The 15,120-nt window shown below is 47.9% G+C and carries 12 protein-coding genes; 8 read left to right on the top strand and 4 right to left on the bottom strand.

The window, feature by feature from the left end; all coding sequences use genetic code 11:
* Nucleotides 1-62: 62 nt before the first annotated feature.
* The 3 genes from ACJB0T_RS17380 to ACJB0T_RS17370 all read right to left on the bottom strand — a co-directional run bounded on the left by ACJB0T_RS17380 (nucleotide 63) and on the right by ACJB0T_RS17370 (nucleotide 5,031).
* The gene (locus ACJB0T_RS17380; RefSeq protein ID WP_479290757.1) at nucleotides 63-875 is read right to left on the bottom strand and encodes a peptidoglycan binding protein CsiV; all 813 of its coding nucleotides are present in this window, start codon (nucleotides 873-875) and stop codon (nucleotides 63-65) included.
* A 124-nt stretch (nucleotides 876-999) separates the two neighbouring features.
* Nucleotides 1,000-4,455, bottom strand: coding sequence for a transcription-repair coupling factor (gene mfd / locus ACJB0T_RS17375; protein ID WP_479290756.1), 3,456 nt, complete (start codon nucleotides 4,453-4,455; stop codon nucleotides 1,000-1,002).
* Between the two features lie 6 nt (nucleotides 4,456-4,461).
* Nucleotides 4,462-5,031, bottom strand: a complete 570-nt coding sequence (locus ACJB0T_RS17370; RefSeq protein ID WP_479290755.1) for a PilZ domain-containing protein — start codon at nucleotides 5,029-5,031, stop codon at nucleotides 4,462-4,464.
* Nucleotides 5,032-5,207: 176 nt separating this feature from the next.
* On the opposite strand from ACJB0T_RS17370, the gene lolC reads away from it, so the two are divergent.
* From lolC to lolE, 3 genes are read left to right on the top strand one after another with little or no spacing between them, the layout of a single operon-like run.
* Nucleotides 5,208-6,416 carry a lipoprotein-releasing ABC transporter permease subunit LolC gene (gene lolC, locus ACJB0T_RS17365; RefSeq protein ID WP_479290754.1) on the top strand — a complete coding sequence of 403 codons (1,209 nt, stop codon included), beginning with the start codon at nucleotides 5,208-5,210 and terminating at the stop codon, nucleotides 6,414-6,416.
* Entirely contained in the window at nucleotides 6,409-7,116 is a 708-nt protein-coding gene (gene lolD / locus ACJB0T_RS17360) for a lipoprotein-releasing ABC transporter ATP-binding protein LolD (protein WP_479290753.1), read from the top strand. The genes lolC and lolD overlap by 8 nt, the downstream gene beginning before the upstream one ends.
* 13 nt (nucleotides 7,117-7,129) lie before the next feature.
* Nucleotides 7,130-8,368, top strand: coding sequence for a lipoprotein-releasing ABC transporter permease subunit LolE (gene lolE / locus ACJB0T_RS17355; protein ID WP_479290752.1), 1,239 nt, complete (start codon nucleotides 7,130-7,132; stop codon nucleotides 8,366-8,368).
* Nucleotides 8,369-8,560: 192 nt separating this feature from the next.
* On the opposite strand, the gene ACJB0T_RS17350 is transcribed toward lolE, so the two are convergent.
* On the bottom strand, nucleotides 8,561-9,070 hold the full coding sequence (locus ACJB0T_RS17350) for a DUF2062 domain-containing protein (RefSeq protein WP_353496619.1): 510 nt from the start codon (nucleotides 9,068-9,070) through the stop codon (nucleotides 8,561-8,563).
* An 8-nt stretch (nucleotides 9,071-9,078) separates the two neighbouring features.
* On the opposite strand from ACJB0T_RS17350, the gene ACJB0T_RS17345 reads away from it, so the two are divergent.
* Genes ACJB0T_RS17345 through kdsB form a run of 5 tightly spaced genes read left to right on the top strand, consistent with a single transcriptional unit; the run spans nucleotide 9,079 to nucleotide 15,086 of the window.
* Nucleotides 9,079-11,367, top strand: a complete 2,289-nt coding sequence (locus ACJB0T_RS17345; protein WP_479290751.1) for a DNA internalization-related competence protein ComEC/Rec2 — start codon at nucleotides 9,079-9,081, stop codon at nucleotides 11,365-11,367.
* 32 nt (nucleotides 11,368-11,399) lie between these two features.
* Nucleotides 11,400-13,151, top strand: coding sequence for a lipid A ABC transporter ATP-binding protein/permease MsbA (msbA, locus tag ACJB0T_RS17340; RefSeq protein ID WP_479290750.1), 1,752 nt, complete (start codon nucleotides 11,400-11,402; stop codon nucleotides 13,149-13,151).
* Nucleotides 13,151-14,164 (top strand): tetraacyldisaccharide 4'-kinase, encoded by a 1,014-nt coding sequence (gene lpxK, locus ACJB0T_RS17335; protein ID WP_479290749.1) that lies wholly within the window; start codon nucleotides 13,151-13,153, stop codon nucleotides 14,162-14,164. Before msbA ends, lpxK begins: the two co-directional genes overlap by 1 nt.
* Nucleotides 14,154-14,333: a Trm112 family protein gene (locus ACJB0T_RS17330; protein ID WP_006075338.1), complete on the top strand. Its 180-nt coding sequence runs from the start codon at nucleotides 14,154-14,156 to the stop codon at nucleotides 14,331-14,333. The genes lpxK and ACJB0T_RS17330 overlap by 11 nt, the downstream gene beginning before the upstream one ends.
* A complete protein-coding gene (gene kdsB / locus ACJB0T_RS17325) occupies nucleotides 14,334-15,086 on the top strand; it encodes a 3-deoxy-manno-octulosonate cytidylyltransferase (protein WP_479290748.1) in 753 nt (250 codons plus the stop codon).
* The last annotated feature ends 34 nt before the right edge of the window (nucleotides 15,087-15,120 follow it).

Below are 15,120 nucleotides of genomic sequence, written 5' to 3'. Positions count from 1 at the left end.
AATAAAAAAGACCCGCAATGCGAGTCTTTAAAACAGAGTGTATCTAGAAGGATGTGTATCGACTAGTTTTGAACGCGCCTAACTTGAATGATCATTCCCATTAAAGGGTGATCAAGATAGTGAGTTTCACTACTTCGCATACGACGTTTTTGATCAAGGCGATAGTCTTTCAAGAAGGTCAATGTTTCACGTTGTGGCTCAATGGCTTCTAGGTTACCAGCGATAACATTACTATCTGGCTGTGCGACATCAGTGGTTGTTTCTGTGTTTATGTCAGCGTTTGTTATTTCAACTGGAGCCTCGCTTAATGGTGTTTCAACAATCACTTGTTTGGTGCTTGGTGATTTGAGGTCAAGCTGCGCCTCGGCATAGAGGTAGTGCTGAACGTAAATCTGCAGTTTTCCATCGAGCTCATAAAGCGGTTTATCGATAGCTTGCTCGGTTACGCCTTCAACAGGTGATGTTGTGTTGCTAAGCCTGCCTTTCTCAGAACCATCGGAGTAAAACTCTGTGGAGTAATCCTTACCTGCACGAAGTCGGAAAATAGGTGCAGAGCCTTTACCATTGTCGCCTTGACGCCATGCTTTGTGCAGCAATACGGTGTAACCAGCATGGTTCTTTAGTTTATTGGCTTCTTCGTTTAACTGAAAAGAGGCTGTCGGTAACACGGTGACATTTTTCGACGCGCGATAGCTCGCATCGTTAAGAGAGCTGGCGCGACTAAAGTCAATGTCTGCCACATCGTTTGGCCATGATTCATTCACTTTTTCAGGATTGACGGCGCGCTTAAAAACGATCACTTCTATGTCAAATTGTCTCTGTGCCAAACTTGGCATAGAGACCAATAGGAGTAGCAGTGGGATCAGCTTTTTCATTGTTTCTCCATTGATGGCCACTGTCGGTGAGTGGGACCCAGTATATCAATTAATACAAAGTGTTGCCGAAACAATTTGTGCCATTCATCAGCTTTATGTTTTGGCAAGGCTCAACTTGTGTCGTTTACGCCGGTAGTCGATTGGCTTCAAACTCATCAAGCATGCTGTTTAAGTAGTTCAGGCGCTTACGGCGATCGGTTAAGGATTCCATAAACTTAAACTTGGTTGGCCCTTCCATCGCAAACTTGGTTGGTTGAGCTTGCAGTAGTTTAACTAAGAAGGCTGGGTTAATGTCAGCGTCTGGATAAAACTCAATATAGCCGCCTTTCTCATGCGCTTCTACTTTCTTCACTTTCAGCGAGCCACCACGAAGCTTCATTTTGGCGACTTCGAGTAGGTGTTTCGCTGCATCAGGAAGCAGGCCAAAGCGATCAATAAGCTCGACTTTAAGCTCGTTAAGTTCATCTTCGTTGCCCACACTCGCAATGCGTTTGTACATCGACAAACGGGTGTTGATGTCTGGAATGTAATCGTCTGGGAGCAGCGCAGGGATCCGCAGTTCAACTTCGGTTTGCTCACGTAGTAGGTCGTCTAGTGAAGGCTCTCGGCCTTCCTTAAGCGCTTCCACCGCTTGTTCTAGCATTTCCATATACAGCGAGAAGCCAACGGACTGGATCTGTCCACTTTGTTCATCACCCAGCAACTCACCGGCACCACGTATTTCTAGATCGTGGGTGGCAAGAGTGAAGCCTGCGCCTAAGTCTTCGAGTGAAGCGATAGCATCTAAACGCTTTATAGCATCTTTGGTCATGGCTTTAGGGTGGGGCGTCAGTAGATACGCATAAGCTTGGTGGTGTGAACGACCCACACGGCCACGAAGTTGGTGCAACTGCGCGAGACCTAAGTTATCGGCTCTATCCATAATGATAGTGTTGGCCGTTGGAACATCGATGCCGGTTTCTATAATGGTGGTGCACACCAACAAATTGAACCGTTGATGATAAAAGTCGTTCATCACACGCTCGAGTTCGCGCTCGCGCATTTGGCCGTGAGCGACAGTGACACGAGCTTCCGGAACCAGCTTTTCAAGATCAGCGGCAACCCTCTCGATGGTTTCTACTTGGTTATGTAGGAAGTAGACCTGACCACCACGCATGATCTCACGGAGAATCGCTTCCCTAACCACGCTGTCTTCGCTTTGGCGCACAAACGTTTTAATCGCCAGTCGTCTGGCGGGTGGTGTGGCAATGATCGATAAGTCTCGCATACCACTCATGGCCATATTCAGTGTTCTTGGAATTGGCGTTGCGGTCAGTGTCAGAATATCAACATCCGCTCGCATTGCTTTTACTTTTTCTTTTTGACGGACACCAAAGCGGTGCTCTTCATCAACGATCAGCAGGCCTAAATCTTTGAATCGAATATCACTGGACAGTAGCTTATGGGTACCCACAACGATATCGACTTTGCCATCTGCGACATCTTGTAGAATCGCTTTTTGTTCTTTGGCTGACTTAAAGCGCGAGAGCACTTCGACTCGGATTGGCAGGTTAGCGAAGCGATCACGGAAGTTCTCAAAGTGTTGCTGGGCGAGTAGGGTAGTCGGCACCAAAACCGCAACCTGTTTGCCATTGTCCGTGGAGACAAAGGCTGCTCGCATCGCCACTTCTGTTTTACCAAAACCTACGTCACCACAAACTAGGCGATCCATTGCTTTTGGTTGGCACATATCCGACATGACCGCGTTGATCGCCTGAGCTTGATCATCCGTTTCTTCAAATGGGAAGCCTGCTTTAAAGGTGGCGTATTGGTCACGGTCTAGTTTGAATTTATAGCCAGGTTTGAGTTCGCGCTTCGCGTAGACATCAAGCAGCTCTGCGGCAACGTCTCGAACTTTTTCAGCGGCTTTACGGCGCGCTTTCGTCCAAGCTTCACCGCCAAGTTTATGCAGCGGTGCGGATTCTTCGGCGCCCCCAGAATATCGGCCAATAAGATTTAGCGACGCAACAGGCACGTAGAGCTTAGCATCGTTTTGATACTCAAGCGTTACATACTCCGTGGTCATTCCGCCAGCTTCAAGTGTCTGTAAGCCCACATAGCGGCCAATGCCGTGGTCGATGTGCACGACAGGTTGTCCGGGTTTTAGCTCGGCGAGGTTTCGAATTACTGTGTCGCTGTTTATCGAGCGTTTTTCTTTCTTGCGGCGTTGGATAACACGGTCACCCAACATGTCGCTTTCACAGATAAGTGCAAAGCGGTCTTGGTAGCGGAATCCATGTTCGCATTGGCCGATGATCAGTGTGAAGCGTTCATTACTGGCCAGAGCTCCAGACAGATTGCTCTGCTCAATAGGGCGAAGCTTAATACGATGTAGGAGCTCGAGTAACGCTTCTCGGCGACCTTCTGATTCCACTGAAAAGACTATATTGCCGCTAAATTGCTCGGTGAATTGACGGATCTGTGCCATCGGCTCTTTTAGCTGGTGCTTTACCGCAATGTCCGGTAGCGCCTCTACAGGGGCATTGGTGCGTCCTGCTTTCTCTTCGATCGCATCCGTCTGGTATTGCAGCTGTGGATATTGCTTAAGACGGCTAAAGAACTCATCCTTTTCTAGCCACAGCTCTTTGGGTGCTAACAATGGTCGAAGTGGGTCGATTTTACGCTGTTCGTAACGGCTATCGACATCAGTTAGGAAATTATCGACGGCCGTTTCTACTTCTCCCACCATGATGATCTGTGCGTCATCACTGACATAATCAAATAGGGTTTCCGTGTGATCAAAGAATAGCGGTTGCCAATATTCAATACCCGCAGGCCAAGTCCCTTTCGTCACTTGCATGTAGATGGATTCAGGCTCGCGTCGGGCATCAAACTGATGACGCCAACGAGTTCGAAACTCTTCGATGGCTTCCTTGGTAGTCGGAAACTCATGCGCTGGCAGCAGGCGGATCTCTGAAATGTCTTCGATTGAGCGCTGATTTTCTGGATCGAAGGTGCGAATGGTATCGATCTCATCGTCGAAAAAGTCGATGCGATAAGGGGCAGAACTGCCCATCGGGTAGAGATCTAAAATGGAACCGCGGCTAGCGTATTCACCCGGCCCAAAGACTTGGTCAACATGGCGGTAGCCTGAGTTCTCGAGCTGTACTCTGAGCTTATCGAGAGAGAACAGGTCGCCTGTTTTCACCATTAAGGTGTGCTGCATCAGATAGTCGCGCGGACTTTGACGTTGTAGCAGAGTGCTCACAGGCACTATGGTAATGCCATGAGTTTGCTGAGGCAGGGCGTAAAGTCGAGCGATGCGGTCAGAGATAATGTCCTGATGGGGTGAAAAGTTATCATAAGGCAGCGTTTCCCAATCTGGGAAGAGAGCAACATCACCGGGATAGAATTGCTCTAGCTCACCTTGAAGCTTTAGCGCCAGCTGAGGATCCGGCACCACCAGTAAGGTGTGTTGGTTATGGGCTAATGCGTGCTCACCGATAGACAGCGCGAGTGCGCCGCCAATCAGGTTGCCGATATGTTTTTTATCACCTTTGCCTTGCGGGGCATTCAGTGGAAGTAGTGGAGAATGACTCATAATGGATTAATTGTTTTCTCTATCTAACGAGCGCTGACGAAGCAGTTTTTGTTGCTGATGTAAGGCTGCCTTAATAAGAAGGTCTTGGTGCTCTTCCAAAATACGAACAAAGGAAAGCGTGATGAGGAAACCGTCGTCTTGCGGATCTACTTGAGTAACCTCAGCATAACAATAGACGCCAGAAGGTGGATGATCTAAAAACAGTTTCAGTTTGGCGTATTGCCCAACTTGCAAGGCGTCGCTATTGACGTAGCTTAACTGGCTGGCGCCAAAGCTTCTAGTGATATAACGGAGCTCCGGTTCGTCTTGCTGCGCGATCATGTAGTTGAGCAGCAAATTGAGCTTGCTATTTTGTTGTTCAAGCAGCTCAGCAACATGTTTTAGGTTGTGCTGGTTAAGCTCGTGCTGGGCGGCATCTGTCTTTTGATCAAGCTGACTGAACTCGCTTGATGCAACGAATGAAGGCGGGATTTCCGCAATATAGTCCGTTAATTCAGGAAGCTGTGAGCCAATAGCGAGTGGTTCAATGTTTGCTTTCAGCGGTCCGTTTACGGTAAAGAAGTCGTTGTGCTGCATAGTTTTTCCCTAAATCAACATCTGTTAATTATCTCTGCGTATCCGTTACTTATCAAGAAAACGGCCGATGAATTCGGCAAAAGTCGGTAATTTAAAAGGAAAATGACATCCAGGGCTACAACCCTGACAATTTTCTGGTTACATTAGCGAGTAGTTATCTTTCTATGGCGAACACTATGTTTCACCCCTTACCAATTTTTATTGGATTGCGTTATCTCAGAGGCCGCTCCGGCGACCGGTTCAGTCGATTTGTTTCCTATATGTCTACCGCAGGGATCACCATTGGTGTGCTGTCTCTGGTAACGGTGTTGTCGGTAATGAATGGCTTTGAGGCTCAGCTAAAAGGCCGTATTTTGGGCGTGCTACCGCAAGCGGTGGTCAGTCACGACTCAGGACGCGTCTCAATAGATGAAGAACCAACTTCGTTGATATCACAATATGCCAGTAGCCAACCAGCTGTACCTATTGTTCGAAGTGAAGCAGTGTTACAAAGCCATCAAGGACTTGCAGCAGCAATGATGATTGGTATTGAGCCCGACAGTGATGACCCAATTCGATCTCGAATCGTCAGTGGCAGCTTAGCAAGGTTAAGCGCGGGTAAGTATCAAGTTTTACTGGGTCACAGCTTGGCGCGCGAGCTGGATGTTCGAGTGGGCGACAAAGTTCGTTTGATGGTCACGAGCGCCAGTCAGTACACGCCTCTTGGGCGGATCCCTAGTCAGCGTATGTTTACGGTTGCCGGACTTTACAGCACGGGTTCCGATGTCGATAGTCAGCTTGTGGTCACCCATATTACAGATGCTGCCAAACTCATGCGTTATAAAGCGGGTGAGGCAAGTGGCTGGCGACTGTTCTTTGACGACCCGTTTGTTGTTTCGGAGCTGAGCAGTAAACCGCTGCCAGAAGGCTGGCGCTGGAGTGATTGGCGAGAGCAAAGAGGGGAGCTGTTCCAAGCTGTGCGCATGGAAAAGAACATGATGGGGCTAATGCTTGGACTTATTATTGGTGTTGCTGCGTTCAATATTATCTCTGCACTGATTATGGTAGTGATGGAGAAGCAATCAGAGGTGGCTATCCTTAAAACACAAGGGATGAATGATCGACAGGTGCTGGCTATCTTTATGGTTCAAGGCGCGAGTAGTGGCGCAGTGGGAGCGGTCGTGGGCGGCTTGCTCGGTGTGCTACTTGCAAGCAACCTCAATAGCCTCTTAGATGCGATGGGCGTTGCCCTATTTAGTTTTGGTGGTCAATTGCCTGTGGTGATTAACCCGTATCAAATTATTGTTGTTGTGGTTGGTGCGGTGTTGCTCAGCTTAGTCGCAACCTTATTTCCTTCTTATCGAGCATCATCAGTGAAACCCGCAGAGGCCCTTAGATATGAGTAATCCATTAATCGCGTGTCGTAACATTCGTAAAACTTACCACGACGGCGCAGTTGATACGGAAGTGCTAAAAGGAGTGAGCTTCGATATTGAAAAAGGGGAGTTGGTATCGATTATTGGCTCATCCGGTTCGGGCAAATCAACATTACTGCATGTGTTGGGTGCGCTCGATGAAGCAAGCGAAGGACGTGTAGAGTTCCTTGGCCAGTCATTGCTGGAAATGGGCGGAAATCAACAAGCCAAGCTGCGTAACCAACACTTGGGTTTTGTGTATCAATTTCATCACCTGTTGAGTGACTTTACTGCTGTCGAAAACGTTGCTATGCCGCTATTGATTGGTGGTGTCAAGGTTAGTCAGGCACGTCAGGAGGCGAGTGACCTTTTGGAGCGGGTGGGACTTGGGCACCGATTAACGCATCGTCCTTCTGAGCTATCCGGTGGTGAACGTCAACGTGTCGCGATTGCTAGAGCTTTGGTGAACAAGCCAGATTTGGTACTCGCCGATGAGCCGACGGGTAACTTAGACCATACAACAGCGCTGTCCATTTATGATCTGATGCGCACCTTGAATCGTGAATATGGTACGGCATTTTTGGTGGTCACTCATGATAATGAGCTAGCAGCAAAAATGGACAAACAGCTGCACATGCAAGATGGCCTGCTGGTCAACGCAGCTACAACTGCGACGACAGTTGGCGCATAAGTAAGGAGCAGTCGTGTCATTATCGTTTTTTATAGGCAAACGCTTTAGTAAAGCCAAGCAGCGTAACAAAATGGTCTCGTTTATTTCCATGTCATCCATCGTTGGAATTGCGGTTGGCGTTGCGGTCATTGTTATTGGTCTGTCAGCGATGAACGGCTTTGAGCGTGAGCTGAAAAACCGAGTGCTGTCGGTTATTGCCCATGGCGAGTTTGAAGGTGTTAATGCGCCCATTAGTGGCTGGCAAAATGTCGTTGATGCCTCGCTCAATCACTCGCGAGTCGAAGGGGCTGCGCCTTATGTGCGCTTAACGGCGCTGGTGGAAAAAGGTGCTCAACTCAAAGCGGTTGAATTGAGAGGCGTTTCACCTGAGCTTGAGAGTCAAGTCTCGACATTGCCAAGCTTTGTATCGCAAGCCGCGTGGTCTGAATTCAAAGCCGGCGAACAACAAGTGATTTTAGGTCAAGGTGTTGCACAGCAAGTGGGCGTGGATGTGGGAGACTACGTCACATTAATGATCCCAACCAGTGGCGATACCAGCAAAGTACAATCTCCAAGACGTGTTCGAGTAAAAGTAACCGGATTACTGGAGCTCAACGGTCAGATTGACCATAGCTTGGCGATTGTACCTTTGGAAGATGCGCAAAGTTATGCGCGACTTGGTGACAGAGTCACGGGGGTATCGATAAAAGTAGACAACGTGTTTGATGCACCATTAGTGGTGCGTGAAGTCGGTAACACCCTTAACGAGTATGTGTATCTTCGTAGTTGGAAGCAAAAATACGGTTTTTTGTATCGCGATATTCAGCTGGTTAGAACCATTATGTATCTTGTGATGGTACTGGTTATTGGAGTGGCTTGTTTTAATATTGTCTCGACGCTCATGATGGCGGTGAAAGATCGCGCCTCTGAAATTGCGATTCTGCGCACTATGGGCGCGACGGATGGTTTGATAAAGAGGATTTTTGTCTGGCAGGGGGTATTCTCTGGAGTAGTAGGCAGTGTTGTCGGTGGTGTCATCGGTAGTGTTGTTGCGCTTAACTTAACGCCTATCATTTCTTCATTGGAGGAGCTACTTGGGCATAAGTTCTTATCTGGGGACATTTACTTTGTTGACTTTTTACCATCACAACTGGTTTGGAATGACGTGTTATTGGTAGCGGGTACTGCAACCTTGCTCAGTCTTATCGCGACGTGGTATCCGGCTACAAAAGCCAGTCAACTCAACCCAGCTACGGTTCTCAGTGCTAAGTAGTTATCCAAATTGGACGGTGACTTTATATCACTGACTTATTTTTATCACAGTCTTAAAGACAAAAAGGACCACATCATGTGGTCCTTTTTCGTTGCTATCTGTTTTTAATTGATGTCTGACTTATCAGTTTCAACTTCATTTTGCCTGACTCACAGAGCCAGCGAGTCTCGTTGCGCTAGGGAAGCTATCCAATTAACGTGTGGAGCGCTGTTGCCAACTGCGAACAACAGAGTAGCGCCACAGTCCACGAATACCGAAATAGCCGGCAAGCGCACTCACGACACCACAAATTGTGCAGCCGAGTAGGAACGGAGGACCGATCGTTGCCATTTGCTCAGAGAGGTACTGCCACGATAATTCGAAATGGAACGGTTGCGGCGGAGTGTTCATACAGAATGCGCCAACTTTATAGGCGAAATAGAACAGTACAGGCATGGTAACTGGGTTGCTGATCCAAACGAGAGCAACAGATAGAGGTAAGTTCACCCCAAATAGAATCGCAAGGCCAGCAGCCATGATCATTTGACTTGGTAGTGGTACAAACGCCATAAACAGGCCAACCGCAAATGCGCCTGCCGCAGAGCGACGGTTTAGGCACCATAAGTTCGGGTTGTAGAGGACATTGCCGAACACTTTCAATGCCTTTTGTTTTTTGATCATCTCGTGATCAGGCATGAAACGTTTAATAAACTTTCTTGGCATAGGAAAACATGGCTCTGTTAACAAGCATCGCAGTTCCACTTTGCTATTCATTCGTACTGATTAGCGCCGTTTGGTGGCCTGTGATGCCAAGTACTGTTTGGTTGATCCCGGCGTCCTTGATAAGTATCGCCTGCCTAATAACACGTCGCTGGATACTTTCTGCGGCGTTTATTGCAATGTCCTTAGCGTTGATACAAGGGAACCTTTTCAAGTACCAATCTAGGGTACTTTTTCAATTTGGCACAGATATTACCATAAAAGCGCGAGTTGACAGCTATTTTAAGAAAATAACTCATGGCAATGAAGTTCAAGCCACTGTTCTCACAGTTAATGATCAGAAAATCCCGTTGCTTTTACGACCTAAAGTGTTGCTAAGGTCGCCGACCGCTTTACCTCCTGGTGCTTTTATCACTGCGTCAGTGTCTGTTAATCCTATATTTGGGACGCTAAATAGAGCGGGATTTGATCGAGAAAAACATCTCTTTTCACAAGGTATCGCTGCTAATGTCACTCTGTCGACCAAAAATCATACTATTGTAGTAAGTCGCCCACATTGGCGAGCGAGTTTTCACCGCGCTGTTCGCAGTGCAACAAAGCACAGCCGATTTCAAGGACTCTACCTCGCACTGATATTTGGAGACCGCAGTGAGCTTGGCGATGAGATGCGGCGTCAGCTTCAGTATAGTGGTCTTTCTCACCTTATTGCGATTTCAGGGTTACATGTGGGGATCGTGTTTGCTCTGGGTTATGCGGTAGCGACCATGGTTTTTACTCTCATCAAAATTGTGCTTCGCTCCAAAGCGAGAGCTTGGTTGACGCTTTATGGTTTACCGCTCAGTTTGTTTATTGGCTTTGTTTTCGCATTGTCCTATTGCGCTTTGGGATACTTCGCTATCTCAACAGTACGGGCGCTGATCATGTTGGCGGTCATAAGTGGGTTGCTACTATGGCAAGCAAGAATTCATCGGTTGGTGATCATCTTGTTAGCATCGTCAGCGGTATTAACCCTAGTTCCATTTTCCGCTGCAAGCCTTAGCTTTTGGCTTTCCTTTTCAGCAGTGATATTACTCGTGCTAACCCACACTTGGTTGGCGACAAAGCGACAGCAGAACGCAATAGTGACGGCGCTTTCACTACACTTAGTGCTGTCTCTGTGCTTTGTTCCAATTGTTGGTTATTTATTCCATGGTTTGTCTTTGATAGGGGCGCTCTATAACGTTCTGTTTGTTGCGTGGTTCAGCGTTTGTATAGTGCCTCTATCTTTGCTCTCTGCATTGCTATCTATGGTCACGACTCACCTTGTTTGGCTTTGGGATATTCTCGATGTTGCTTTGACTCCACTCGAATTCGCCCTTGGATTTGCGCCTTTATTTTGGTGGGATATTGGCGTCATGGAGCTTGTATTTTTGCTGCCATTGGTAGTTATGGTACTGCTCTATCGATGGTTATCTGAGCAAGCGCTCTACATATTTGTCCTGCTCACGATAGCGATGAGGTTTTGTATAGGGGGAGAGTCTGAGGTTTCGATCCAGTTTTTTGATGTGGGACACGGCTTGGCGGTAGCTATTATTCAAGGAGAGGAAGCGGTCATTTATGACACTGGGAGCGCTAATGATCACTTTTCAATGGCAGATACCGTCGTAACGCCAAATTTAATTGCTGCTGGGGTATCGCGTGTAGAAGGGCTCATTCTCAGTCATGGCGATAATGACCATGCTGGTGGCGTATTGGCACTACAAAATCGCTGGCATCCAACATGGATTCGCCGCCCAGAGGGAAATACCACGGGCACGCAATGCGTTCAGGGTACTCACTGGCGTTGGAAGGCGCTGGAGTTTACTGTGCTTTGGCCACCGAAGCGAGTTCACCGAGCCTATAATCCCCATTCTTGCGTAGTGCTGGTGACCTTTGAAAACGGAAATCAATCTAAGCGACTGTTACTAACTGGCGATATAGAAAAAGTGAGTGAGATATTGCTGGCAAGGCACCTTAAGCCTTTGTCAATCGATGTGATGAGTGTGCCTCATCATGGTAGTAGAACATCATCTTCTTCCTTTTTACATCGAACGATTGAGGCAAAAAACGTTGTGGCATCGACACGATTTCAGTCAAGATGGTCGCTTCCTAGTCCTCGGGTTCGAGAGCAATATCAACAAAATGGCAGTGTGTGGTTTGAGACAGGTGTCGATGGGCAGGTTAGCTTCGATTTTTCTGGTCAAGAAATCACCGTTTCCACTGTGAGGTCAGAATACCTCGACCCTTGGTATAGGCAGATGTTACGAAGCAGAGTAGAATGAAGGGATAGTAAAAAAAGAAACGATAAAGAATTATGTCACAAAATCAAGACGAAACCACGCTGCAAACGTTCAAGCGGTTGTGGACGTATATCCGTGAATACAAGACAGGTTTAGTCGTGGCGGTGATCGCATTGGTCATCAACGCAGCCGCAGATACCTACATGCTTTCGTTGCTGAAACCTCTCCTTGATGAAGGGTTTGGTGACGTCGAATCCAATTTCCTAAAAATCCTCCCGCTTATCATCATTGGCATGATGCTGATTCGTGGTTTGTCTGGATTTGTCTCCACTTACTGTTTGAGCTGGGTATCCGGCAATGTGGTCATGCACCTTCGAAGAGGCATCTTTAGTCATTTTATGCACATGCCAGTCTCGTTTTTTGATAAAGAATCGACGGGTGGCCTACTGTCTCGAATTACTTATGACTCAGAACAGGTTGCGGGAGCTACGAGCCGATCGCTGGTCAGCATTGTCCGTGAAGGGGCAAGTATTCTTGGTCTACTGTTCCTAATGTTTTGGAGCAGTTGGCAGCTCTCATTGGTTCTGCTGGTTGTTGCTCCGGTCGTTGCTTGGGCAATTCGTTTTGTCTCTAAGCGTTTTCGTAAGATTTCTCACAACATGCAGACGTCTATGGGTCATATGACGACATCAGCAGAGCAGATGCTCAAGGGCCACAAAGTGGTATTGAGCTACGGTGGCCAACAAGTAGAGAAAGCTCGTTTTGATGATATGAGCAACCAAATGCGACAGCAAACCATGAAGATGGTTGCGGCGTCTGCGATTGCAAACCCTGTTATTCAAATGATCGCGTCTCTTGCACTTGTCTCTGTTCTGTATCTGGCGAGCTTTGATGAGGTTCGTGAGCAACTGACTGCCGGTACCTTTACGGTGATCTTCTCTGCCATGTTCTCATTAATGCGTCCCCTTAAAGCTCTGACAGGTGTGACGGCAGAATTCCAGCGCGGTATGGCTGCGAGCCAAACCCTGTTTAGCCTGATGGATCTTGAAGTAGAACGTGACAAAGGCACGATTGAGATCGAGAAAGTGAAAGGTGACCTTGCGGTGAAAGACATCACGTTCACCTACGCTGGCACCGAGAAACCAGCGCTTCGCAACGTGAGTTTTGATTTGCCGGCAGGAAAAACCATCGCATTAGTGGGGCGTTCAGGTTCAGGGAAAAGTACCATCGCTAACTTGTTTACTCGTTTCTACGACATTGATAGCGGCAGTATCGAGCTTGATGGGCACAAGATTGAAGACTTTAAACTGACCAACTTGCGTACGCACTTTGCGTTGGTATCGCAAAATGTACACTTGTTCAACGATACTATTGCTAACAACATCGCCTATGCGACGGACGGTCAGTTCTCTCGTGAGCAGATAGAGCACGCCGCTAAGTTGGCGCATGCGATGGAGTTTATCAACAACCTAGACCAAGGTTTGGATACCGTAATTGGTGAGAATGGCGCAAGTCTTTCTGGAGGCCAGCGTCAACGTATTGCTATAGCGAGAGCATTGCTTCGCGATGCACCTATCTTGATTTTGGATGAGGCGACCTCGGCGCTCGATACTGAATCTGAACGAGCGATCCAAGCCGCCCTAGATGAACTACAGAAAGACAAAACGGTACTCGTGATAGCACATCGTCTGTCGACAATTGAAGAAGCGGACGAAATTTTGGTGGTCGATGATGGTGAGATCATTGAACGTGGTGATCACAAGACCCTGCTCAATCATCAAGGTGCTTATGCTCAGCTGCATAAAATCCAATTTGGTGACCACTAGTGATAGAGCAACTCTGGTTTGGTAAGCACCCTCTAGGGTTGTTATTGTGGCCGCTGCTCTGGCCACTGAGCAAGCTGTACCGTCTTATCGCTGCTAAACGCCGCAATGCTTATGCTATGGGTGATAAGCTAAGTTATCGCTCTAGCTTGCCAGTGATCGTTGTGGGTAACATCACCGCGGGCGGCAATGGTAAAACGCCGATGGTAGTGTGGCTAGTTGAACAGCTTCTCAAGCAGGGGAAGAAACCGGGTGTGGTTTCACGTGGTTACGGCGGAAAAGCGAGTGCTTATCCGTTGTTGGTTACCGCAGATACTGCCACAAACGAATGTGGTGATGAGCCTAAGTTAATATTTGAGAGAACTCAGGTGCCGGTCTGTGTGGACCCGATTAGAGCTAACGCAGTTAAGCGCTTGGAGTCGCTCGGAGTTGATGTCGTCATCACTGACGATGGCTTACAGCATTATGCGCTTGAGCGAGCTTATGAGATCGTCGTAATTGATGGTGTGAGGCGTTTTGGCAATCAGCAAGCCATTCCATTAGGCCCTCTACGAGAACCATTGTCTAGGCTCGATGAAGTTGACCTTCTGGTTGTCAATGGCGGAGATGTTGAACACAAAGCGGCGAGTCATCGCGAAAAACGTTTCACCCTTGCGCCGGACGCGGCGATTAATTTGAGCAACGGCCAAACGGCTTCGGTAGAGGACCTAGGTGCCTTAGCTGCATTTGCCGGGATTGGTCATCCCCCTCGCTTTTTCGACACCTTAAATCATCTCGGTGCGAACTTAGTAAAAACGCAAGGGTTTGCTGACCACCAAGCGTTTGATGAGACGAAGCTAGCAGAATTTGGTCATGGCGTGGGAAACGTCATTATGACCGAGAAAGATGCGGTAAAATGCCGCTCATTTTCAAAGGATAATTGGTGGTATTTGCCGGTGTCAGCACAGTTTAGTCGCCAAGACAGTGAGCAAATACTACAAGAAATTAAAAAGGTAATAGAGAGTTATGGATCATAGATTGCTTGAGATCGTCGCATGCCCAGTATGCAAAGGAAAGCTAACCTTCGATAAAGATAAACAAGAGCTTATTTGTAAGCTAGACCGTCTTGCCTACCCTATCAAAGAGGGTATTCCGGTGTTACTTGAACCTGAAGCGCGCCAGATGAGTATGGAAGAGGGGCGCTAAATGGCATTCACGGTTATCATTCCAGCTCGTTACAACTCATCGCGTTTGCCGGGTAAGCCTTTGGCTGACATTGGTGGTAAACCTATGGTGCAACACGTTTATGAGCGCGCGAAGCAATCTGGTGCCCAGCGTGTCATCGTCGCAACGGATGATCTACGTGTTGAAGCTGCGGTACAAGCCTTTGGTGGTGAAGTGTGCATGACGTCACCGGATCATGAATCTGGTACCGAGCGTTTAGCCGAAGTGGTTAAATTGATGGGTATCGATGATGATCACACCATAGTCAATGTACAAGGGGATGAGCCGTTGATTCCTGCCAGCATTATTGCTCAGGTAGCGGAGAATCTTCAGTCTAGCCAGGCGCCAATGGCCACGTTAGGTGTGGCCATTGAGCATGAAGCCGAAGTATTTAACCCGAATGCAGTGAAAGTGGTCACGGACCAAAGTGGATTTGCGCTCTATTTTAGCCGTGCAACCATCCCGTGGGATCGCGATGCGTACGCTAGTGAGCCTAAATCAGCCGCTAAACAGCCTCTGATGCGTCATATCGGCATTTATGCTTACCGGGCAGGCTTCATTAATACCTACATTAACTGGGCACCTAGCGCGCTCGAGAAAATAGAGTCGTTAGAGCAGTTAAGAGTACTTTGGTACGGCGAGCGCATACATGTTGCCCTTGCTATGGACGCGCCACCTGCCGGTGTTGATACCCCAGAAGATCTTGAGAAAGTACGCGCTATAATCGCCAACTAACCTCTTGCCGCTGACTTGAAACCACCGACCGATT

The organism is Vibrio sp. CB1-5 (genome assembly GCF_059412285.1).
Note: the sequence above shows the minus strand (reverse complement) of the source record. Positions and strands in the feature narration are given on the sequence as shown.